This window comes from Pseudomonas sp. DC1.2, assembly GCF_034351645.1.
In the GTDB taxonomy this organism is placed as follows: Bacteria; Pseudomonadota; Gammaproteobacteria; order Pseudomonadales; family Pseudomonadaceae; genus Aquipseudomonas.
The window spans coordinates 4,655,125-4,677,500 of the sequence record NZ_CP133782.1 but is presented as its reverse complement, the minus strand read 5'-3'; the positions used below and the strand labels follow the sequence as shown (position 1 = coordinate 4,677,500).

Sequence of the window (22,376 nt, the reverse complement as noted above, 5' to 3'; positions counted from 1 at the left end):
GATGCGGTAGAGGAGCGTTCTGTAAGCCTGTGAAGGTGAGTTGAGAAGCTTGCTGGAGGTATCAGAAGTGCGAATGCTGACATGAGTAACGACAATGGGTGTGAAAAACACCCACGCCGAAAGACCAAGGTTTCCTGCGCAACGTTAATCGACGCAGGGTTAGTCGGTCCCTAAGGCGAGGCTGAAAAGCGTAGTCGATGGAAAACAGGTTAATATTCCTGTACTTCTGGTTATTGCGATGGAGGGACGGAGAAGGCTAGGCCAGCTTGGCGTTGGTTGTCCAAGTTTAAGGTGGTAGGCTGGAATCTTAGGTAAATCCGGGATTCTAAGGCCGAGAGCTGATGACGAGTTGTCTTTTAGACGACGAAGTGGTTGATGCCATGCTTCCAAGAAAAGCTTCTAAGCTTCAGGTAACCAGGAACCGTACCCCAAACCGACACAGGTGGTTGGGTAGAGAATACCAAGGCGCTTGAGAGAACTCGGGTGAAGGAACTAGGCAAAATGGCACCGTAACTTCGGGAGAAGGTGCGCCGGTGAGGGTGAAGCATTTACTGCGTAAGCCCATGCCGGTCGAAGATACCAGGCCGCTGCGACTGTTTATTAAAAACACAGCACTCTGCAAACACGAAAGTGGACGTATAGGGTGTGACGCCTGCCCGGTGCCGGAAGGTTAATTGATGGGGTTAGCTAACGCGAAGCTCTTGATCGAAGCCCCGGTAAACGGCGGCCGTAACTATAACGGTCCTAAGGTAGCGAAATTCCTTGTCGGGTAAGTTCCGACCTGCACGAATGGCGTAACGATGGCGGCGCTGTCTCCACCCGAGACTCAGTGAAATTGAAATCGCTGTGAAGATGCAGTGTATCCGCGGCTAGACGGAAAGACCCCGTGAACCTTTACTATAGCTTTGCACTGGACTTTGAATTTGCTTGTGTAGGATAGGTGGGAGGCTTTGAAGCGTGGACGCCAGTTCGCGTGGAGCCAACCTTGAAATACCACCCTGGCAACTTTGAGGTTCTAACTCAGGTCCGTTATCCGGATCGAGGACAGTGTATGGTGGGTAGTTTGACTGGGGCGGTCTCCTCCTAAAGAGTAACGGAGGAGTACGAAGGTGCGCTCAGACCGGTCGGAAATCGGTCGTAGAGTATAAAGGCAAAAGCGCGCTTGACTGCGAGACAGACACGTCGAGCAGGTACGAAAGTAGGTCTTAGTGATCCGGTGGTTCTGTATGGAAGGGCCATCGCTCAACGGATAAAAGGTACTCCGGGGATAACAGGCTGATACCGCCCAAGAGTTCATATCGACGGCGGTGTTTGGCACCTCGATGTCGGCTCATCACATCCTGGGGCTGAAGCCGGTCCCAAGGGTATGGCTGTTCGCCATTTAAAGTGGTACGCGAGCTGGGTTTAGAACGTCGTGAGACAGTTCGGTCCCTATCTGCCGTGGACGTTTGAGATTTGAGAGGGGCTGCTCCTAGTACGAGAGGACCGGAGTGGACGAACCTCTGGTGTTCCGGTTGTCACGCCAGTGGCATTGCCGGGTAGCTATGTTCGGAATAGATAACCGCTGAAAGCATCTAAGCGGGAAACTAGCCTCAAGATGAGATCTCACTGGGACCTTGAGTCCCCTGAAGGGCCGTCGAAGACTACGACGTTGATAGGTTGGGTGTGTAAGCGCTGTGAGGCGTTGAGCTAACCAATACTAATTGCCCGTGAGGCTTGACCATATAACACCCAAGCAATTTGCAGGCTTTGAGCCCAAGGGCGAAAGAGCACCAGATTGCGGTGTGTGAAGACGACACAAGTCGAAAGTTTGCGATCAAACACACAAATCTATTACATACCCATTCGCTGGCGTGTTACCCGTAAGGGCTGACGCACTGGCTACCGAATTTCTTGACGACCATAGAGCATTGGAACCACCTGATCCCATCCCGAACTCAGTAGTGAAACGATGCATCGCCGATGGTAGTGTGGGGTTTCCCCATGTGAGAGTAGGTCATCGTCAAGATTAAATTCAGAAACCCCTATCTGCTTATGCAGGTAGGGGTTTTGTTTTTGCGTCCAGGAAAGTTCTTACAATCGCGGCATAAATTTGCACAGTTATTTTTAATTCAGAACACTAGAATAGGCGAATCTTTTTCGGAGCCAGAGCCTTTATGCCAGATTCGGTTGACGCCCCCGGGCTGTCAGATTTACCGCTGGACGACTTGGTTGCGTGCCATGAATGCGACTTGCTGATGCGCAAGCCTAAACTCGTCCATGGCGAGAAAGCGCTCTGTCCGCGCTGTGGTTATGAACTCTATGCTCATCGACACAATGTCGTGCAGCATAGTCTCGCCCTGGTTATCGCTGCCTTGTTGTTGTATGTCCCTGCGAACTTTTTACCCATCATGCAGCTCAATCTACTTGGGCGTTCATCGCATGACACTGTCTGGAGCGGCGTTGTTGGGCTATTCCATACCGGTATGCAAGGCGTAGCGATAGTGGTGTTCCTTTGCAGCATGGGCATCCCTTTGCTCAAGCTGCTCTGCCAGTTTGTGGTGCTACTGACTATTCGTTTCAATGTCGGGCGCAGTTACGGCTTGCTGCTGTACCGCATTTATCATCATCTACGCGATTGGGGAATGCTCGAGGTTTACCTCATGGGCGTACTGGTAGCGCTCGTCAAACTGGCAGATTTGGCAGCCATCACTTTAGGTCTTGGCTTGGCGTGCTTTGTCAGTTTGTTGTTGGTTCAGATCTGGTTGGAGGTTGTGATGTCACCCCATCAGATCTGGCAGGCTTTGTCAGGAGAAGATGCCCATGCGGGCGATTGATGCAGGCATTCTGACTTGTACTGAGTGCCATGAGTTAAACAAGCAGCAAGCCGACAGTGACGAACAGGTTTGCACACGCTGTGGCGCGCTGATTCACGCCCGTAGGCCGAATAGCCTAATGCGTACCTGGGCCTTACTGATCACCGCTGCGATTCTCTATATTCCGGCGAATATGTTGCCAATCATGACGGTCAGTTCCCTAGGGCAAGGCGACCCCAGTACCATCATGTCCGGCGTGATTCAGTTGGTTCAGCACGGCATGTTTCCCATTGCAGCCGTGGTGTTCATTGCCAGTATTGTGGTCCCGACGTTCAAACTGGTGGGCATCGCGTTGCTACTTTTTTCGGTGCAACGCCGCCAGCCACTTTCGGCACGTCAGCGCATTCTCATGTACCGCTTTATCGAGTTCATAGGTCGCTGGTCGATGCTCGATATCTTTGTGATCGCCATTCTCGTGGCGGTTGTGAATTTCGGACGGCTTGCCAGTGTCGAAGCCAATCTTGGCGCCATCGCCTTCGCCAGTGTGGTGATTTTGACGATGCTTGCCGCAGTAACTTTCGATCCCCGACTGATTTGGGATAACACGGAGTCGGACGACGACCATGACTGATTTGCCTAAAGCAAAAACCCGACCGGCCTCGAATTGGTCGGCTATTTGGGTATTGCCACTGATCGCGCTAATTATTGGTGGTTGGCTCGCCTGGCGTGCCTACAACGAAACCGGTATCGAGATTCAGGTTCGCTTCGAGAGCGGCGAAGGCATACAGGCCAACAAGACCGAAGTGGTCTACAAAGGCATGTCGGTCGGCAAGGTAAAAACCCTCAAGCTTGATGACGAAGGCAGTTCCAAAGGCGTCATCGCCACCGTCGAGATGAACAAGGATGTTGAGCAATACCTCAAGACCAGCACCCGATTCTGGTTGGTCAAACCGAGCGTGAGCCTAGCGGGGATTACGGGTCTGGAAACCCTGGTTTCGGGTAATTACGTCGCCATTAGTCCGGGGGATGGAGAGCCGACGCGCAGGTTCAAGGCGCTGGCCGAAGAACCTCCGCTGTCTGACTCAAAACCAGGTTTGCACCTGACCATTAAGGCGGATCGGCTTGGCTCGTTGAACCGTGGCAGCCCAGTGTTCTACAAGCAGATCAAGGTCGGTCAGGTCAAAAGCTACTTGCTGTCTGAAGATCAGAGCACTGTTGAGTTGAAAGTCTTCATTGAGCCCACTTACGCGAGCCTTGTGCGTAAACACACGCGTTTCTGGAACGCCAGTGGCATCAGCATCGATGCCAATCTGTCCGGTGTGAAAATACGCAGCGAATCCCTGGCGAGTATTGTCGCCGGCGGTATCGCATTTGCTACGCCGGAAAACCGCAAGGACAGCCCGCCGACTGACACCAGCCTGCCATTCCGTCTCTATGAAGACTTTGACGCTGCCGCTGCCGGTCTCCGGGTCAAAGTCAAACTCAGTGATTTTGAAGGCTTGCAGGCCGGGCGCACCCCGGTGATGTACAAAGGCATTCAGGTCGGCAATTTGAAAGCGCTGAAAATTGACCCTGATCTGTCGAGTGCTACCGCCGAATTGACCCTTGATCCGTTGGCCGAGGATTACCTGGTGACGGGTACGCAATTCTGGGTGGTCAAACCGTCGATTTCCCTCGCGGGGATCACCGGACTGGAAGCCTTGGTGAAAGGTAACTACATCGCCGTGCGCCCAGGCGACAAAGGCTCCGCGCCGCAGCGTGAGTTCGTGGCACGGCCCAAGGCGCCACCGTTGGATCTGCGTTCACCGGGCCTGCACATGGTGTTGTTCACCGATACCCTGGGTTCTTTGGAGGTCGGCAGTCCTATTCTCTACAAACAGGTCAAGGTCGGTTCGGTGCAGAGCTATCAGTTCTCGCGCACCCAAAAGCAGTTGATCATCGGTGTACACATCGAGAAGGAATACGAGGGGCTGGTCAACGCTTCGACACGGTTCTGGAATGCCAGCGGCATTACGCTCACCGGCGGGCTGACCGGTGGGATTCAAGTCAAAAGTGAATCGCTGCAAAGCTTGATGGCCGGCGGTATCGCTTTCGAAACGCCAGAGGCCAAGGCGCCGTTGCAGAAACGGATTCCACGTTTCCGTCTGTTTGCCAATCACGATGAGGCCTCACAGAAAGGCGCCGTTGTAACGATCAAAGTTGATCGCGCCGACGGTTTGCGAACGGGTACGCCAGTACGCTTCAAAGGGCTGGATGTCGGCAAGATTGAGGACGTCGATCTCAGCGATGACCTGCAATCCGTATTGCTGACGGCACGGATTACCGAAGTGCCGGAGCGTATTGCGCGGGTGGGTAGCCAGTTCTGGGTCGTCAAGCCTGAACTGGGCCTCATGAAGACGTCCAACCTCGAGACATTGGTGACCGGGCAGTACATCGAAGTGCAGCCTGCGCCGAAGAACCTTGGTCCACAGAAGAGCTTTGTCGCCTTGGCCAATCCGCCCGAGGTTGCCAAGGCCGAAGCTGGGTTGAGCCTGGTGTTGAGCGCGGCACGTCGTGGTTCGCTGAAAACCGGGGTGCCGGTGACTTACCGCGAAATCACCGTGGGCAAGGTGACGGGCTATGAACTTGGCCAGACGGCTGATCGGGTGTTGGTCCACATCCTGATCGAACCGAAGTACGCACCGTTGGTTCGCAGCGGTACTCGCTTCTGGAACACCAGTGGTTTTGGTTTTGACTTCGGCCTGTTCAAAGGGGCGACTGTGCGTACCGAGTCACTCGAGACTTTGGTTCAGGGCGGTATTGCCTTCGCCACCCCCGAGGGGGATCGCATGGGTAATCCTGCCCGTCCTGAACAGACATTCCCGTTGTTCGACAAGTTTGAAGATGAGTGGCTAACCTGGGCGCCGAAGATTTCACTCGGCAAGTAGCCTATTCGTGTTTGTGCGATGGGCCTTCAGCTAACCCACGAACTGATGCCCACAAAAAAGGCCGTGATCCATTGGATCACGGCCTTTTCATTCGTCACGATAAACGTAAATCAGACCGCATCCAGCTCTGGCTCATCCGATTTTACGTTAACGCTAGGCTTCACCTCATCGTGCCGGCGAATGTACTTCCAGTCGGCTTCGTCGATGTAAATCCCGTTAGGTCCGCTGCCACCTTCGAGGTCAATCGCCACACTGGCGCAGACTTGCGGCTTCACACTTGCCAGGATCGGCACGAAGCCCAGTTGCAAGCTGGTTTCCAGCAAAGCTGCCTGGTTCTTCTCGTCGATGTCTGCCGCTTCGTCGAGGTAGTACGGTAGACGCACGCGACCGGCCTGGTCGCGGTCCATCAAGTGCAGCAACAAGTACATGTTGGTCAGCGCTTTGATAGTCATCGTGGTGCCGTTGGACGCCGCGCCGTCGATGTCGGTGTGGATCACCGGGGAACCGTTGACCTTGGTTATTTCGAACGCCAGCTCGAACAAGTCTTTTAGACCGAGCTGGTTATGGTTCGCCGCCACCAGCCGCGCCAGGTATTCCTTGGCTTCTTCGTTCCTGTTGTCCTGATCGGCGCTTTGGCTCAGGTCGAACACGGAGAGGGTTTCGCCCTCTTCGTATTGGCCAGCGCTGTGGATGATCTGGTCGATGTGCTTGAGCGCCTCCTTGTTTGGCGCCAATACGATGCGGAAGCTTTGCAGGTTGGAGACCTGACGCTTGTTGATTTCACGGTTGAACAGCGCCAGTTGATGCTCAAGACTGTCGTAGTCGCTGCGGATGTTGCGCAGGGTCCGGGCGATGTCGGTAACAGCAGCACGGCGAGCCTTGCCGAGCGTCAGCGCTTCGTCGGTACGGTGCGCATACGCGTTGATCAGCAACTGTAGACGACGCTCCATATCGTCTTCGCTGTCGAACTTGGCCACGCCTTTGAGGCGAACCTGAGCGTACAGCGCATCGATCTGGCCGTCGCTGCGCAGCAAGCCTTGCCAACTGTCCTGATAGTCATTGAGCAGCGGTAGCAAGTTATCCATGGAGTCGTCGATCGGGTCCATGAATGGCGTGCCAAACGGCATGTCCGCCGGCAGCAACTGGCGGCGGCGCAAGGCGTCGTCGAGAGTGCGTTGCTTGGCCTCCATGTCGCCTATCTGCCGGCCGACCAGTTGCAGCTTGGCCGACAGTTGCTGGACGCGTTCGGTAAAGGCATCGCTGGAGCGCTTCAACTCCTCCTGCGCGGCTTCCATCTGCGCCAATTGCTCAAGCTTGTCGCCTTCCTCTGCACTCAAGGTTTGAGCGCGCCGGAAATCTTCCAAGGCTTTTTGCGCATCCAGCACTTGCTGGTACAGCGCTTCGGTCTGGGTCTTGCTCGCCGCACGGTCAGCAACAACAGCCGCTTGAGTTTTCAGTTGCTTGAGTTCTTTCTCCAGGCGTTCTTTCTGATCGCGCAACGCAGCACGGTCAGCCAGGGCCTGCAGCGCTGGCGGCTCGATGTGCGAGATGTCGATGGACAGCCCCGGCACGTCGAAACGCTCGCCTTTGAAGCCGTCGAGGATCAACTCCAGGGATTTGACCCACTGACCGTCCTCGTCCAGCGTAATGCCGTGCTCACCCAGCGGCAGGCTGAACAGCGCACTGTTGAACAGACGCATCAGGCGTTCCACGTCCTGTTGCGAGAACTCTTCACGCAGACGGGCGTAGCTGTTGTTGTCGGCGTGATCGAGTTGCTGCTTCACCGACTTCAGGCGTTTTTCCAAGTCCCGTAAACGCTCTTCCAGGTCTTCGGCGCTGAACTGCCGCGATTGGGCCAGCGCACCGGCCAACTCATCGTGCGCATCCTTGGCCGCGAGCAGTTGTTGCTCGAGGACTTTGACGTCATTGACCAGCGCGAAACGATGCTTGAGCACCGACAACTCACCCAGCCAGCGCTGGATGCCAGTGATTTCCCGCTCCAAACGCATCAGCTCTTGAGTGCCGCCGCGTTGATCGTTTTGCAGCGCGTCCTGCTCGTTGCGGTAGTGCTCGGCCTGAAGGGTCAGCTCTTCCTTACGCGCACCGGCGTAGTCCGACCAAGTGCCGAGCAACGAATCAAGTAACGGCGAGATGCGGTGCAACTTACCGCGCAGGGTATTGCGCTGGGCAACGCCTGAGGCCAGCGCTTCAACCAGCGGGCCGGCGGTGACCAGTGCGTTGTAATCCTGTTCCATGCGACGAACATCGCGAAAGGCTTCTTCGCACGCCGCGATGTAATCGACACTGCCGGAACGCAGGCTGTGTTCGAAGGCATCGAGGAACAATTGCTTGAGCTTGGCCGCAGTAATTTCGCGCATGTGCAGCAGATTGATGAACAGCGCGCGGAAAGTCTTCAGGCTCTGTTCGCTGGTGGAGCGCAGCGGGATCAGCGTCAGGTCCAGCGGAATCGACGTGTGGCCACCGACCAGCAAACGCCGCAGTTCATCCGGCTTCAGCTCGTAGGCTTTCAGCCCTTCGCGCTCAAGGTTGCTGAACAACTCTTTCTGGCGCAGGCAGGTGTCGTTCTTTTGGTAATGCGCCAGGTCGAGTTTGCCGGCATAGGCAAAGAACTGGTGACCAAAACCACCGCCCGGACCGCGACCGACCACGCCGATTACGTGCGGGCCGTGAGGCAGCGAGACTTCGACGAGGATGTAACTGGTGTCCGAGGCGAAGTAGAAGCGCCGGGATTGCTCCAGGCTGTACTTGCCAAAACTCATGTCCGACATGCGCGCCAGAATCGGGAACTGCAAGGCGTTGATCGACGCGGATTTACCGAGGTTGTTCGCGCCGTAGACCGACAGCGGCTCTTCCAGCGGAAACAACCCGAGGCTGTAACCGGCGGTGTTCAACAGGGCGAAGCGGCGAATGCCGTAGCGTTCCTTGCTCATGCGTCAGTCTCCTGTTCTTCGGCAATGGCACGGGCCATCGCGTCTTCTTCGTTTTCTTCCTCAAAGTCACTCAGGTCCAGCGGGTCATCGGTTTCCAAAAGCATTTCGTCGCTGTCGTCATCGATAAGCACCGGAGCCGGCAATGGCAGCACGCTGTGCAGGCTGGCCGCCAGATCTCGATCCTGCTGGACTGACAGGCAAACGTCGAGGAAACGGTGCATCGGTGGCAGGAACCGGTAGACGCCATTTTCTTCGCCCGCGAAACCGAGTTGCGTCATGCGGCGCATGATTTTTTCTTCCAGCTCCTCCACGGTCTGCACTTCGGCCTGAATAAACAGGTCGCGGTATTTCTCCAGCAGCGACGGCAATTCATCACGACCGAGGCTACCGCCGTCGAGCACGGCAATCGGGTCGCGGCCCTGATCGGCCAAGTGCTCGACGAGGATGAAGGTGAACAAGGCCAGACGCTGCGCGGTTTTATTCACCGCGGCTGCCGCAAGGTCAGGCACGAAGTAGTAGAAGCCACGGGTGTCGCAGACCAGTTCAAAGCCCAGCGCCTTGAACAGCGTGCGGTACTGGTCCTGAAAATTCGACAGTTGCGCGTACAGCTCTGGGTCGCGGCGGCTGACGTGGTAGCCCTTGAACAGCTCGCGAAAGATCGGCGCCAGTTGGGACAGTTCGGATAGATCAAGATGCATGGGGGATGCTCGCAGAATTCTCGGCAGCGCTGTCGCCGGCCGAGAGCAGGGCGAAGGAGCGCAGGCTGACCTGATGCTCATGAGTGTGATAGTCGCGGCGTTCCAGACGCTCGCGTTTGAAGCGTTTCTCCCGTGACAGGCGCGAGAACCAGTACAGCAATTCATCGGTGGCCCCGTCCGGCTCCTGCTCCAGCAACCAGTTCATCAGGTCTGGCATCGGCAGCGCATCTTCGCAGCGGTCGAGCATTTCTCGAACCGTGCGTGGCGCACGTGGGGCTTCGCCTTTCTGAGTTTTGTGGGCCTTGGGGAAGCGTGCCGGTTTCGGCTCGAAACGGGCCAACGCATAAACGTAGGCTTCGACTTGGCTGGCACTGCCGAGGAACGTGCTTTGCGCACGCGTGAACATTGGCATCGCCGCTTGCGGTACGGCATCGATGCCTTTGCGGCGGATGACCGAAAGGGCCAACGCGGCGCCTCGGGTCACCGCGTTGTGGCGACGGGCTTCTTCACGCAATGGAAGCAGCAATTCACGGGCATGACGCAGGGTCAACTGAGCGCTGGTCTGCATTTCGAGGATGCGCGCGTGGGTGCGCAGCAGCATATCGTCATCGACCAAGTGGCCGAGGCGCTGCTGTTCGGTGAGCATCTTCAGCAGAACGTTTTCGACCTTGCGCACGCCTTGTTCGAAGGCGCCGTCGGCATTGACCAATTGAATCATCGGCTCGACGTATTCGTCCCAAGTTGCCAGGACTTCCGCGTAACGCTGACGTAGCGGAATCTGCCGGTCGCTGGTTTTGGCCCGTTCGGCCACGGCCACCAGTGCCTGTTCGTCGTTGGCGAGTTTCTTCAGTACGTCCCGTACACGCATGTCGAGTAAACGCAATTGACGGGCCAGGTCGTGGCCGTCGCGGATGTCGAAGGCGTCCTGGATGTAACCGGCCAAGCGCTCGAGGTGACGTAGATAGGCTTCGATTTCCAGGCACAGGCCCAGCCGGTGTTCACGGCGCAGGTAAGCGAGGAAGTCGTGGATCTGTGCATTGAGCTCGAAGCGGTTCGGGCTTTTCGCCACGGGCACCAGAATGTCGAGGCGGATCCACACGTCCAGCAGGCTGGTGATGTCCTGCGGTGTGCTGTCCAGTTGCTGGGCGGCCAGTTGCGCGCGCAGTTCGTTGAGGCTCAGGGTGCCTTGGTCGAAGTGCTCGCACAGTGGCTCCAGAAGTGCCCAGTGTTCAGCGAGGGCGCGCAAGACGCGCTTGGGTTCGATCATCGGAATGGCCGGCTGGTTGGCAATTAAAAGCAGCGATTGTACTGCATCGCGCCCGTTGCGATTCACTCTCGGGACGGGCTGTCGCTGTTTCTATGGGGAAGAGTATCGATCAAGCGCGGGCGATCTTGAGCGAAGGGCGGTAGAATCAGCGCACTTTTAGTTATCCACAAGTGGCCGACCTTTGCTTATCGAGTCTCGTCGCCGCGCTTATTTGACCGCCATGCAGGTGGTCAACTGGCTGCCGCGCACCGAATTGCCCTTTGCCGCGCCCTCGCGCCCCGAACTGTTGGAGGTGCCCGAGCCGTTGGTCATCCCCCCGGTGGCGTTGGCCCCTGTGGCTGAAGCGCCCGTGGAGCCGCAGGTTCCACCGGCCGAACGGGTGAAAATCGAGGTGCCGCGACCATCGTTGGCCAGCACGCGCACCAACGCCAAGGTCGAAGAAGAGACGGCGCCGGTCGTGGCCAAGGCGCCGGTCGTGCCGCCACCGCGCTTCGCTTTGCAATTGCTGCGAGCCGGACGTTGCCTGCTGCTGGTCGAGTTACCCACAGGCGAATCCTTCCAGACCCGCGACCCTGCCTATTTGTTGCTCAAGGACATGTTGCGTGCCGCCGGTCTGCCGGACAGTCCGCAGATCGTCGGCGAACCGGTGCGCTGGCCGTTGCTGGTTCGCGGCACGATGGATCAAGGCCCAGAAGCCGCGCGCGATTTCGTACAAGGTTTCCTCTCGGCACGGCTCGAAGACGGCCCGTGCGTCTGCCTGTGGTTGATCGGCCTGCCAGCGGTGCGTTTTGCCGGTGAGGCCAACGCCGAATCGTTCAACCGTGAACTCCAGGTCGAAGGCCTGGGCTCGGTCTGGGCCCTGCCGGGTCTGGAATTATTAATGGAAGAGCCACAGCGTAAGGCTGATGTCTGGCAAGCCATGCGTCGGCTGATGGCGCGCTGGAAAGAATCGAATGAGTGACGCTGTATCGTTCCGCCCGATGACCGAGGCGGATCTCGACGCTGTGCTGAAGATTGAATACGCGGCCTACAGCCATCCCTGGACCCGTGGGATTTTTCTCGATGGTTTGGGCAAGTACCAAATCTGGCTGATGTTCGAGGGGTCGCAGCAGGTCGGTCATGGCGTAGTGCAGATCATTCTGGATGAGGCGCACCTGCTTAACATCACCGTCAAGCCGGAGAATCAGAGCCGAGGCCTGGGTTTGACGTTGCTCGAGCAGTTGATGTCGAGGGCCTATGACGCCAAGGCGCGCGAGTGTTTCCTGGAAGTGCGTGACAGCAACCGCGGGGCGTTTCGTTTGTACGAGCGCTATGGTTTTAACGAGATTGGTCGTCGCCGGGACTACTACCCGGCGGTGGGCGGGCGTGAAGATGCGGTGGTCATGGCCTGCACCTTGGTTGATTGAGGTTTTAAAAGCTTCGCGAACAGGCTCGCTCCCACAATGAATCGGTGTCGTCTGTACATCGTGTGGCAGTGAGCCTGCTTGCGAAGGCCGGGTGTCAGGCGCTGAAAATCAGCGATTGCCGTCAATCGGATCGCGCCGCGCCAACTCCGCTTCATCCAGCCCGTTACCGCCACCGATATCGTCCTCATCGACGATGCTCAGATCCCAATCGGCCTGATGGCCTTCGCCAGCCTCATGTGCATCCCGTGCGCCGTCTTCAAGAATCAACGTTTCCGGGCTCATGTCATCGTCGGTGGGTTCATGGTCATCGGTCGAGGCCCCGGTCATTCCGGCTTCTTGCACACGCTCACGGGGCATAAGACGTTCGCGTTCATTTTCCGGCAGCTCATCACCGATTTTCGCGCTGGGTTCTTCCTCGTCGAAATCCAGCTCATGCATCGAGCCCATCCGGTCTTCGTTGTCATCAATGGGCTCGGGTTGAACCGCATCGAACGGACGTCGTGATTCAGTCATGGCAATTCCTCATACTGTGGGCCTTACTAAAGTGGACCCACTGGGCTTGTGAGAATTCCACCGGCATGGAGCGACGGTTGTAGGTATCAAGGAGGTATCTGTATCACTCGCGTGACCCCGACGGGCCATCGTGTGTCAAAACTGCGCATCATTCTTGAGGCTTCATTGCATGAACGAATTACAAGATCTGATTGATAACAACGAGCGTTGGGCTGACGCGATCACTAAAGAAGATCCGGACTTCTTCGCCAAGCTGGCTCGTCAACAAACCCCTGAGTACCTGTGGATCGGCTGCTCTGACGCCCGCGTGCCGGCGAACGAGATTGTCGGCATGTTGCCGGGCGATCTGTTCGTACACCGCAACGTGGCCAACGTGGTGCTGCACACCGACCTCAATTGCCTGTCGGTGATTCAGTACGCGGTGGACGTGCTCAAGGTCAAACACATACTGGTCACCGGCCACTATGGATGCGGCGGTGTGCGCGCCTCGATGCAGGATCGTCAGCTCGGCTTGATCGACGGCTGGTTGCGCTCGATTCGTGATCTTTATTACGAAAACCGTGAAGTGCTGGCCCAACTGCCTACCGAAGAGGAGCAGGTCGACCGTCTCTGCGAATTGAACGTGATCCAGCAAGTGGCCAACGTCGGTCACACCAGCATTGTGCAAAACGCCTGGCACCGAGGGCAGAGCCTCTCGATCCACGGTTGCATCTACGGTATCAAGGACGGGCGCTGGAAAAGCCTGAACGCGACCATCAGCGGTTTTGAGCAACTACCGCCGCAATACCGCCTACGGCCAGTTGGGGCGCCGTAAGGCCCTTCAGCAGAGGCTTCGCCGACGCCAGTGCCTGAAAAACAGCTGGCCGTCGGCGTTCGGTGGTTCGTCGTAGCCGGTGATCCAGCCGCGACACTCCGTTGATCCGCACAGGCAGGCGAACTGATGCAGCAATGTGTCTTCAGTCGCTGCGTAATCCATCGTCAGCGGGTCGCCTTTTTTAATGTCCTTCAGCGCCCACAACCACAGCTCGCTCATGTCGAAAAATACGTTCGGGTCGCAGGAGTGGCGCAGCAGGCCGCTGAAGCGTGGGTCGTAGACATGAATGCCTGGCGCCAGTTGCCGCGTATACCTGCACCGATAAGGCAACAAGTGCCCTGAAGCCCGGCATAGGCGACTGATGCGTGGGAATTCCCGGAGCGCCGCAACGGCGACGGCTGAGCCGTTGGCGTTGTAGATAACCTCGAAGTCGGTAGTGGAGGGGAATCCAAGGTGAACCGGTAATTCTGCAAAGGGATAGATGCCACCTGTTGGCTGCGCAAGCGTCCCGTGATGGGCATGGTGTTTCATAACGATCCTTGTCGATGTTTGTGCGAAGAGGCGGGGAGGCTCACAACCCTGTCAGCCCGGTAACGTGTGGATTGCTTAAAGCCTCTCGCAATTAGCCCCCACGGTCTACTGTCAGAACTGACAGACGAAATAGGCGATTTCCCGCGTCAGCCAAGGCTTACGCGGGAAAGGTGATTATCGTTTCAAAGCACTGGGGTCGGCGTCGCAGCCAGGGGCGCCGGGGCTTGCAGTTGCTTGAGTTGAGACTTGATCGGCGTCGTTGCACACGTGGCCACGGCCTGCTCTTGCGTCAGGTGGCGGATTGAGGTGTAGAACAGCTCGCAGGTTTTTTCTTTTTGGGTCACTTGCCAGGTTTGGGTGCAGCTTTGCAGCTGTGCGGCCGGATCGGCGCCCGGCTGGCTGCCCATCCCGGCCTGCCAGCACGCGGCGCTCAAGTCCTGCCCCATGACCTTCAGGCCTGCGGCGTCGGCCTTGGCCTGGGCGTCGCTGCCGGTGTAACTGGCAGGGTCGGCGGCGTACCAGATGTAGCTCGGATGGTTGGAACCCAGTACCGGCACTTTCAACCCGTTGCTGGGGCTGATCGTGGCCAGCCCCAGCACATCGACCGTCACCCCGTATTGCTGTTTGAGCCAGTTACGCACAGGCGCGCCGAAGGCGACCATGGGTAACGCGGCCCCTTTCGCGTTCTGGCTGACTTCCTTGACCATGGTGGTCTGGTAGTCCTTGAAGTGGTCGTAGACGCCTTCCAGGTCTTTGCCCGCGTTAGACGGTGCGGCAATGGGCGCGATGTCGATGATGGTTTGATAGGCCGGCGTCTGTTCGGCGGGAATGCCATTCGCCGTCAGCAGCGTGGCCCAGCGATCAGTAGTGGCGGAGCGTAGGTAATCCTGGGCTTGGGTCAGGGAGTAATCCGGTGGAAAGTGCAGAAGTTCGACGCTCTTGCGGTTTTCCAGTGCCATGCCGAGCGGCAGGAACAAATACCAGTTGTATGCCCACTTGCCATCCGCGTTGAGTTTTCTGGCGCCGGTGTAGGCCAGCTCCCCGGCATTAAGCAGCGCCGCCAAGGGTTTTTCGTAACTGTTGGGGACGCCCTTGATGTTGGCGTAAATTTGCCCGTTATCGGTTTTAACCACAACTTTCGCCGCACTGTAGCCGTCGCGTTGCACACTCTGGGTCAGGTAATGCTCGACGGTTTGCTCCAGCGTCCAGTTGCGAAAGCAGATCACGTTGCAATTGTTCGGATAGGCAAACAGCCGGGTGACGCGCTCGGTGCTACCGAGCTTGAGATCGACATCGGCGTGGGCGGCGGCGCTCAGCGTGAGGGCGGCGAGGGTAAGCCCTGCGAGTTTGAACATGCTCAGATCCTTTTCAGCGTGAGCCCCTTTGGGGGCAGGCGTTAGGTACTAAAGCAGACTGGCCGGAAAGCGTAGGCCGCGATTGGAAAAAACCCGAATGCGCGCCGTACCGCAGTCGTTAGCCAGGCAGCAGACGGGTTAGCGGGAAACCGGTTTGGTTGATCTGGCAGAACAGCGTGATCCCCACCATAACCAGCAAAAACACTACCTGCAGTGGGCTGAAATGCGCCCAATGCAGCGCGGTCAACCAAGGGTGCCGTGCGCAGAACTCTGGATCGAGTTCACCGAGGCGTCGCTTGTGTACGAACCCGATAAGCATGAAGCCCAGGTAAGTCGCCATGCCCAATCCCCCTAGCAAAAAGCCAAACAACAGCAGCATCACGACCTGAGGAACGCCATGGCGCAGCAGCAGCCATCGGGAATCCGGGTCCCATGCTTTGGGGACAATATGCCCGGTCAGCCACAGGTCCAAGACAAAAAAGTAAGACGTAATCGGCACCCACCGAATTAAGGCGAAACGCAAGAACCAGACCGGAACGCAGGCAAACACCGTCGCCGGTACGAGGAGGCTGTAGCTCGATGAGGCGCGGTCGCTGCCGCAATAGTACAACCACAGTGCCAGCGCGATGCCGGCCCATACCCGCACCCAGGTTTGGGCAGCAATGGGGCGCGGAAGAAACTGTTGCCAAAAAAATACATCAGCGCAGGGCAGCCGTGAGAGCAGTTGCGGATAACGCCACTTGAGGTTGTGCGCCAAGTCTTGGCAAGCTTGCCATTCATTGGCGCCGAAGCCGTTGATCATCTTCTTTTGTTGCGTGGGCGACATTGGCGTCATGAGCAACCGCGCAGCCTGCACATCGGCGGCCCAGTGACGGTCGCTCTCGGACTTGGCCCGTTGGCTTTGATAAAAGCTCTCCTGTTTGCAACGCTCAATCAGCGCTTGCCAGATCCAGGCCGGTTCCGGGTGAATACCTTTTTGATCATCCCAGCCGAACACCTGAGCGACACGGTCGAACAGCGGCACACTCCACTCGGTGTCGTTGAACAGTTGCAGGATGATCTGCTGCCATTGTTGCTGTCGGTCAAACACCTGTAGCCAGGGTTGAGCGGAGTAATTTTTGATCAAGGCTAAAAATTCGCGCTCTTGCTTGGCTTCGAGTCGCTCCTGAGCCGTTTGCCGATAGTCCTGTAGCAAACAGTTGGCGAGTGCGTCCTGCTCGCCTTCGCTCATCGAGACGCGCTGCCAGGGTGTGAGCCAGTCCAGATGCAGCACGGCCCACCCGGCAACCGAGCTGCGCAGGCCCGGGTGATTGAAGCAAAACCGCAGCAGCCGCCGCTCGAAGGCTTGCGCACAGTTTTGTTGTTGTGCCTGCTCCCAGCGCTCTGACAGGTTGTCCTGCGACAGCCCCTCTAGCAACGCCCGTGCGGTTTGCTCGGTGTCCTGGACAGTCGAGTCACGGGGCAGGGGCTGCGAGTGGCGCGGTTCTAGGTCAAGGGAGTGAAGTGGACGCTGATTCAGCGCTCCAGGGTTCAGGGGTGCAAGTTCGAGCAGATCGGACCACGCACGCAGGTTACCGGCGTCCGCTTGTTCAAGCATCGGGAGCGGCTCGGCGCCTGTTTCTTCAGGCTCGTCGGCGGCCTGCTCGGCTCGCCAGCGTGCGATGTCGAGCGCCTCTTCGTAGGCTTCGCGCAAACGCTGGAAACCTTCGGGGTCTTCATCGGGCCGGAATACTTTCAGCAACCGCGCATAGCTGCGCTTGATGCTGCGCGCATCGGTGTCTTCGGGCAGTTGCAGCAATGACCAACAATCCATGTGGGTGGCTCCTAGTGCCAGAGGCCGCCTTCGAGGGTGCTCAATTGTTGCGTCAGCTCACTGCGTGCTTCACGAATCCGGCGCTCGTCCTGAGAGTCCAGGACGTGCTGGAACTGTTTGGCCCAGTGGGCGATCTGCTCGCGCACCTGCCCGAGACTTTCCTGGTACAGCCGTTCAAGGCGTGCGGTCAGTACCGTGTTGACCTGTTGGTCGCGTGGATGAATTTTGAGCAGCGCCAGGCCTTGCAAGCGTTGCTGAATCTCGACGGGCGTCAGCACCCCCGGATTGTTTTCGATCACCAGCGAATGCTGTTCGCCGGTCAGGGGAATGCTGACCTGGGCTTCCAATAAACCGTTGTTGTCGTAAGTGAAGCGCACGTCCAGGGAGACTTCACCGGCCTTGCGCTTGGGCACCGGGATGTCCAGTTCGCCCAGCGCCACGTTGTCGCGCACCAGACGGCTTTCGCCCTGATAGATTTTCAGCAGGACTTGTTGCTGGTTGTCTTGCAGGGTGTAGACCGTCTTGACCCGGCTCACCGGCACGATGCTGTTGCGCTCGATGATCGGCAGGTAATGCCCGCTTTCATATTGCTGGCCGACCTGGGTCGAGGTTTCGATGCCCAACGTGTAGGAGCAGACGTCGGTCAACACCACTTCTTCCAGTGCGGCGGATCGCGCTTTGAGTGCCGCCTGAATCGCCGCGCCGTGGGCCACGACTTCATCCGGGTCGAGGCTGATGGAAGGAAACCTGCCAAACAGGCCCGCCGCGAGTTTGCGCACCAGCGGCATGCGGGTGGTGCCGCCGACTAGCAGGATCTCGTTGAGGTCGCTCACCCGAATGCGTGCGTCCCTGAGGGCGCGCTCGATTGGCGTGCGCAGGCGTTCAAGCAAGGGCGCGTAAAGCGTTGCCAGTTGCTGTTGAGTAATGGTTTGTGTCCATTGCTGGCCGTCGACCCGCAAGCTGAATTCGGCGCTGCTGTCGTGCCCTAAGGCTTTGCGCACCCGCTCGGCCTCACGCCGTAGGGGCTGAACGACGCTGTTGCGGTCAGGAAAACCGTCGGTGGCGCGGTGGTGCTCGAGGAAGTGTTCCAGCAGCACACTGTCGAAGTCCTCACCGCCGAGGAAGTTATCGCCCGCACTGGCTCTGACTTCCATCACCCCATCGAAAAGTTCCAGGATCGATACGTCAAAGGTCCCGCCCCCCAAGTCGAAGACCAGGAATGAGGTTTCCTTGTCCCGCTGGTGCAAGCCATACGCGAGGGCGGCGGCGGTCGGTTCGTTGATCAGTTTTTCAACTTTCAGCCCGGCCAGTTCGCCGGCAATGCGTGTCGCCTTGCGCTGGGCATCGCTGAAATACGCAGGGACACTGATCACCGCTTCATGCACGGTTTCGCCGAAGGCTCGCTCGACATCTTCCTTCAGGCTTTTGAGCACGAGGGCGGACAGTTCTTCGGGACGAAATTGCTTTTCCCCCAGCCGGACTTCCGTGGCACTGCCCATGTGCCGCTTGAACAACGATGCGGTCTGGCGCGGGTGAGTGTGCAAACGCTCACGCGCGGCCTGGCCGACCAGCACGCGGCCCTGGTCATCAAGGCCGACCACACTCGGTGTCAAAAACTGGCCGAGGGCATTGGGCACCAACTCACTGGACTCCCCACGCCAGACGGCGACGAGGCTGTTAGTGGTGCCTAGGTCAATCCCTACGATCATGACAACGAACTCCCTTTCGATTCTGCAAAAAATTGAAACAGATAATATTCGCGCAAGGATATTACCGGAGCAGTGAAGGGGTAAAGCGGATAGTGGCTCCTAGCTATTATTATGATCATTTGAGCGCCGGTGGCGTTCGCTTCACAGGGCAAGCGAACGCTCCTGAGCCTGCTCGGGGCTAACGGTCAGCCAGGAAAGTGCAGGGCGTTGCTCAAATCCCCCATCGGTTTTTGGCCGCGCGCAATCATCGACTCATCCCGCAATTTGAGTCCGTCGAGCTTCTCCAACTGAAACACCCGCGTGATCAGTCGCAGGATCGAGGCCGTGTCATACACCGTGTGATCCACTGTGCCTTGGCGTGCGAACGGTGAAATCACCAGCGCCGGAATGCGTGTTCCTGGGCCCCAGCGATCACCCTTGGGTGGCGCAACGTGGTCCCACCAACCGCCGTTTTCATCAACGGTGATCACTACCACCATGTTTTTCCATTGCGGACTTTGTTGCAGCACTTTCAGTGCCCGCACGATGTGCCGGTCGCCCGAGGCCACGTCGGCATAACCGGCGTGCATGTTCAAGTTGCCCTGAGGCTTGTAGAACGTCACTGCGGGCAACGTTCCCGCTTCGGCGTCGGCCAGGAACTTGTTGGTGCTCGATTCATCGCCCAAGCCACCATCGCGCAGACGTTTGCTGCGCTCGGCGGGGTTTTCAGGGCCTTGCTGCTTGAAGTAGTTGAACGGCTGATGGTGGTACTGGAAGTTCGGAATCTTTGGAATGCTCCCCGAATCCTTATACTCATCGATGGTGGCTTGCCAGGCGCCGCCATACCACGCCCAATCGACGTTTTTCTTCGAGAGCTTGTCGCCGATGTGTTCGTGAGTCTGAGGCACCAATACGCTGGGTAAAGGTTTGGCGTAGTCCGGGCGCTCTGGATCGCGGATCCAGGTTGGCCAGTACGGTGGCGCCATGGTGTTCACGGCGAAGCCATCGGGGGTCAGCAGGCTCGGGCCAAACTGCGGCGGCCCGGTCATCGCACTGGCCGGGGACGCGTCCAACGGTTTTAGGCGGGTATCGGTCGGGTCATCGCTTTGCAGCGTGGCCATCTGCACTTTGGCTATCGAATTGGCTGCGTCCGGGTAAAACGGTACTTGAGCACTGATCAGGTATTGATGGTTCAGGTACGAGCCACCGAAAGCGCCTTGGAAAAAATTGTCGCAAAGCACGAATTCTCGGGCGACATCCCACAAACGCAACGAATAACGGGTCTGGGCGTAATGACCCATGGTCAGGCCACCGGAGTCGGCCCACGCGACAAAGCGGTCATTCTTGCCGCCATTTATTTGCATCTGATTCTGATAGAACACATGCCACAAATCGCGCGTGACCAGGCTCAGGGGTAAGTCTTCGCCTTGCGGGCCTTTGAGTGCATAAGGCGCATTGGGCAGATGTTCCTGAAACTGTGTGCCGCTGGGGTAGGTCACGCCATCAAGGGTTTGCGGGCCGACCTGGTTGACGCCTCCCCACACCGGCGGCAGGTTCGACAGCGCCGTACCGTCGCGGTCCTGTTGCTGATACTGCTCGGGCTTGAGCGCAGAGAGCGGATTTTCGACACCTGGGAAATCCGCGAACAAATTGTTGAAACTGCGGTTTTCACCGTAGATCACCACCACGTTTTTCACGTTTTCGTGCAACGCTTTGTCCAGCTCGGCGGGTGTCAGAGGACGCTCCACCGGTTTGCCGGGCTCGTTGCCCTGATTTCCGCAGGCACTCAGGGTTGCGCCAACACCCAGTACCGCCACGCCGCCCAGAAAGCGGCGACGGCTGGTATCGGTGGGTTGACCGACTTCGGGGGAGGGGATGTCGTTTCCGTCTTTGTCGTCGTTCATTCCAATTCCTTTTTCACGAAATTGTTGCAGTGTGTTTCGGCGGGACGCTAGCAGCGCGATGTGACGGGGAGGTTACACGAGGTCGGCCCTGATCCGCAGTCGTATGGTTGATACAGAACCTGTGCCGAGGGCGCACACGCGCTCGGCACAAAACAGGCGCTGATTGGCTGGCGAATGAGCGCCTGGCACTTTACGGCATGACCGGCGGCATATACGTCAGGGTCTTGCCCAGCGCCCACAGCAGAAACAGCACCAGCGGCGTATGCACCAGCAACTGCACAAACGAAAACCCGATCAAATCACGCGCCTTCAACCCGAGTACGCCCAGCAGCGGCAGCATGTAGAACGGGTTGATAAGGTTCGGCAGGGCTTCGGCGGCGTTGTAGATCTGCACGGCCCAGCCCAAGTGGTACTTCAGGTCGGTGGCCACTTGCATCACGTAGGGCGCTTCAATGATCCACTTGCCCCCGCCGGACGGTATGAAGAAGCCGAGGATCGCTGAGTACACGCCCATCAGTAGGGCATAGGTGTCGTGTGACGCGATTTGTACGAAAAAGGTCGAGATGTGGTGGGCCAGCGTCTGAGCGTCAGTGCCTTTGACGGTGGTCATGAGCGCAGCAATCGAGCCGTACAGTGGAAACTGGATCAGCACCCCGGTGGTGGTCGGCACGGCACGGGAGACCGCGTCGAGAAAGCTGCGAGGGCGCCAGTGCAGCAGGGCGCCGAGCATCAGGAACAGAAAGTTATAGGTATTGAGCCCGGAAATCGCACTGATTGCCGGTTTGGTCGAGAACTCATGGAACAGCCAGCCGGCCGCCAGTAGCACCAGAAGAATCGTCAGCAATGGGCTGTGTTCCAGCCATTCGCCGGGTCGTGTGCGCGGTTGCAGTGGCGGCAGGTTGAAACTCGGGTCAATGCCGCAGGCTTCGGCATCACGTGCGGTATTCGGGCCGGGGGCGGTGGCGTAGGCGATGATCAGCGAGACCACGATCAGCGCGAGCAACAGCACGCCGGACTGCCAGAGAAAGATCGTTTGAGTGAACGGAATTACCCCGGTGATCGACAGAATCGACGGCGGCAGGCTGGCGGGGTTGGCTTGCAACTGCGCGGCGGACGAGGAGAGCCCCAACGCCCACACCGCCCCAAGGCCCAGATACGCCGCCGCACCGGCCGCGCGATAATCCATTTTCAGATCGACGCGGCGGGCGAGGGCGCGCACCAGCAAACCGCCAAACACCAGCGACAGTCCCCAGTTCAGCAACGAGGCGACCATCGAAATCAACGCTACCCACGCCACGGCTGAACGACCGTTTTTCGGCAGCCGCGCCAAGCGATCGATCAGCTTCACCGCCGGTGGCGAACTGGCCACCACATAACCGCCGATCACCACAAAGGCCATCTGCATGGTGAACGGGATCAGGCTCCAGAACCCATCACCGAAGGCCATCGCTGCGTCAGTGGGTTTGGCGCCCATGGCCAGGGTTGCCACGGCGACGATAATCACCGCCAGTGCGGCGAATACCCAGGAGTCGGGGAACCAGCGTTCGGCAAAACTTGAACAGCGCAGGGCAAAGCGGGCATAGCGGCTATCGTCGATATCAGCGGCCACGGGGGATACTCCGGATTTTTATGATTATTGTCATGTTCAGGGCCGCAAAGGCCCGTCTGGTCAAGCGCCAACAGTAAATCAATCGCCCCGGTTTTGTGACGCTGT

Annotated in this window: 16 protein-coding genes and 2 rRNA genes (1 of these 18 running past the window's edge); 8 read left to right on the top strand and 10 right to left on the bottom strand. The window is 58.1% G+C overall.

Annotated features, from left to right (window positions below; genetic code table 11):
• From RHM68_RS21140 to RHM68_RS21120, 5 genes are all read left to right on the top strand, one after another.
• A 23S ribosomal RNA gene (locus tag RHM68_RS21140) occupies positions 1-1,724 on the top strand (it extends 1,168 nt beyond the left edge of the window).
• A 168-nt stretch (positions 1,725-1,892) separates the two neighbouring features.
• A 5S ribosomal RNA gene (rrf, locus tag RHM68_RS21135) occupies positions 1,893-2,008 on the top strand.
• A 148-nt stretch (positions 2,009-2,156) separates the two neighbouring features.
• On the top strand, positions 2,157-2,816 hold the full coding sequence (locus RHM68_RS21130; RefSeq protein ID WP_322218807.1) for a paraquat-inducible protein A: 660 nt from the start codon (positions 2,157-2,159) through the stop codon (positions 2,814-2,816).
• Positions 2,803-3,426, top strand: coding sequence for a paraquat-inducible protein A (locus RHM68_RS21125; RefSeq protein ID WP_322218805.1), 624 nt, complete (start codon positions 2,803-2,805; stop codon positions 3,424-3,426). Before RHM68_RS21130 ends, RHM68_RS21125 begins: the two co-directional genes overlap by 14 nt.
• Positions 3,419-5,722 carry an intermembrane transport protein PqiB gene (locus RHM68_RS21120; protein WP_322218802.1) on the top strand — a complete coding sequence of 768 codons (2,304 nt, stop codon included), beginning with the start codon at positions 3,419-3,421 and terminating at the stop codon, positions 5,720-5,722. The genes RHM68_RS21125 and RHM68_RS21120 overlap by 8 nt, the downstream gene beginning before the upstream one ends.
• Positions 5,723-5,832: 110 nt before the next feature.
• Here the strand turns inward: RHM68_RS21120 and mksF are convergent, their stop codons facing one another.
• Genes mksF through mksB form a run of 3 tightly spaced genes read right to left on the bottom strand, consistent with a single transcriptional unit; the run spans position 5,833 to position 10,638 of the window.
• The gene (mksF, locus tag RHM68_RS21115; RefSeq protein WP_322218799.1) at positions 5,833-8,673 is read right to left on the bottom strand and encodes an Mks condensin complex protein MksF; all 2,841 of its coding nucleotides are present in this window, start codon (positions 8,671-8,673) and stop codon (positions 5,833-5,835) included.
• On the bottom strand, positions 8,670-9,371 hold the full coding sequence (mksE, locus tag RHM68_RS21110) for an Mks condensin complex protein MksE (protein WP_322218795.1): 702 nt from the start codon (positions 9,369-9,371) through the stop codon (positions 8,670-8,672). The genes mksF and mksE overlap by 4 nt, the downstream gene beginning before the upstream one ends.
• Positions 9,361-10,638, bottom strand: coding sequence for an Mks condensin complex protein MksB (gene mksB, locus RHM68_RS21105; protein ID WP_322218792.1), 1,278 nt, complete (start codon positions 10,636-10,638; stop codon positions 9,361-9,363). The genes mksE and mksB overlap by 11 nt, the downstream gene beginning before the upstream one ends.
• 220 nt (positions 10,639-10,858) lie before the next feature.
• Here mksB and RHM68_RS21100 point away from each other — a divergent pair, with 220 nt between their 5' ends.
• Positions 10,859-11,599, top strand: a complete 741-nt coding sequence (locus RHM68_RS21100; protein ID WP_322223899.1) for an energy transducer TonB — start codon at positions 10,859-10,861, stop codon at positions 11,597-11,599.
• Complete coding sequence (gene rimI, locus RHM68_RS21095; RefSeq protein WP_322218789.1) at positions 11,592-12,044, top strand: ribosomal protein S18-alanine N-acetyltransferase; 453 nt, start codon at positions 11,592-11,594, stop codon at positions 12,042-12,044. The genes RHM68_RS21100 and rimI overlap by 8 nt, the downstream gene beginning before the upstream one ends.
• Positions 12,045-12,152: 108 nt before the next feature.
• Here rimI and RHM68_RS21090 read toward each other — a convergent pair whose 3' ends face one another.
• The gene (locus RHM68_RS21090) at positions 12,153-12,557 is read right to left on the bottom strand and encodes a serine kinase/phosphatase (RefSeq protein ID WP_322218786.1); all 405 of its coding nucleotides are present in this window, start codon (positions 12,555-12,557) and stop codon (positions 12,153-12,155) included.
• 169 nt (positions 12,558-12,726) lie between these two features.
• Here RHM68_RS21090 and can point away from each other — a divergent pair, with 169 nt between their 5' ends.
• Entirely contained in the window at positions 12,727-13,371 is a 645-nt protein-coding gene (gene can / locus RHM68_RS21085; RefSeq protein WP_322218783.1) for a carbonate dehydratase, read from the top strand.
• A 6-nt stretch (positions 13,372-13,377) separates the two neighbouring features.
• Here the strand turns inward: can and RHM68_RS21080 are convergent, their stop codons facing one another.
• The 6 genes from RHM68_RS21080 to RHM68_RS21055 all read right to left on the bottom strand — a co-directional run bounded on the left by RHM68_RS21080 (position 13,378) and on the right by RHM68_RS21055 (position 22,271).
• Entirely contained in the window at positions 13,378-13,902 is a 525-nt protein-coding gene (locus RHM68_RS21080) for an SET domain-containing protein-lysine N-methyltransferase (RefSeq protein WP_322218780.1), read from the bottom strand.
• A gap of 182 nt (positions 13,903-14,084) precedes the next feature.
• The gene (locus RHM68_RS21075; protein ID WP_322218777.1) at positions 14,085-15,257 is read right to left on the bottom strand and encodes a hypothetical protein; all 1,173 of its coding nucleotides are present in this window, start codon (positions 15,255-15,257) and stop codon (positions 14,085-14,087) included.
• A 118-nt stretch (positions 15,258-15,375) separates the two neighbouring features.
• The gene (locus RHM68_RS21070; RefSeq protein ID WP_322218774.1) at positions 15,376-17,070 is read right to left on the bottom strand and encodes a J domain-containing protein; all 1,695 of its coding nucleotides are present in this window, start codon (positions 17,068-17,070) and stop codon (positions 15,376-15,378) included.
• 11 nt (positions 17,071-17,081) lie between these two features.
• Positions 17,082-18,779 carry a molecular chaperone HscC gene (locus tag RHM68_RS21065; RefSeq protein ID WP_322218771.1) on the bottom strand — a complete coding sequence of 566 codons (1,698 nt, stop codon included), beginning with the start codon at positions 18,777-18,779 and terminating at the stop codon, positions 17,082-17,084.
• Between the two features lie 185 nt (positions 18,780-18,964).
• Positions 18,965-20,662 (bottom strand): acid phosphatase, encoded by a 1,698-nt coding sequence (locus RHM68_RS21060; protein WP_322218767.1) that lies wholly within the window; start codon positions 20,660-20,662, stop codon positions 18,965-18,967.
• Between the two features lie 190 nt (positions 20,663-20,852).
• Positions 20,853-22,271 (bottom strand): short-chain fatty acid transporter, encoded by a 1,419-nt coding sequence (locus tag RHM68_RS21055; RefSeq protein ID WP_322218766.1) that lies wholly within the window; start codon positions 22,269-22,271, stop codon positions 20,853-20,855.
• Positions 22,272-22,376: the final 105 nt, after the last annotated feature.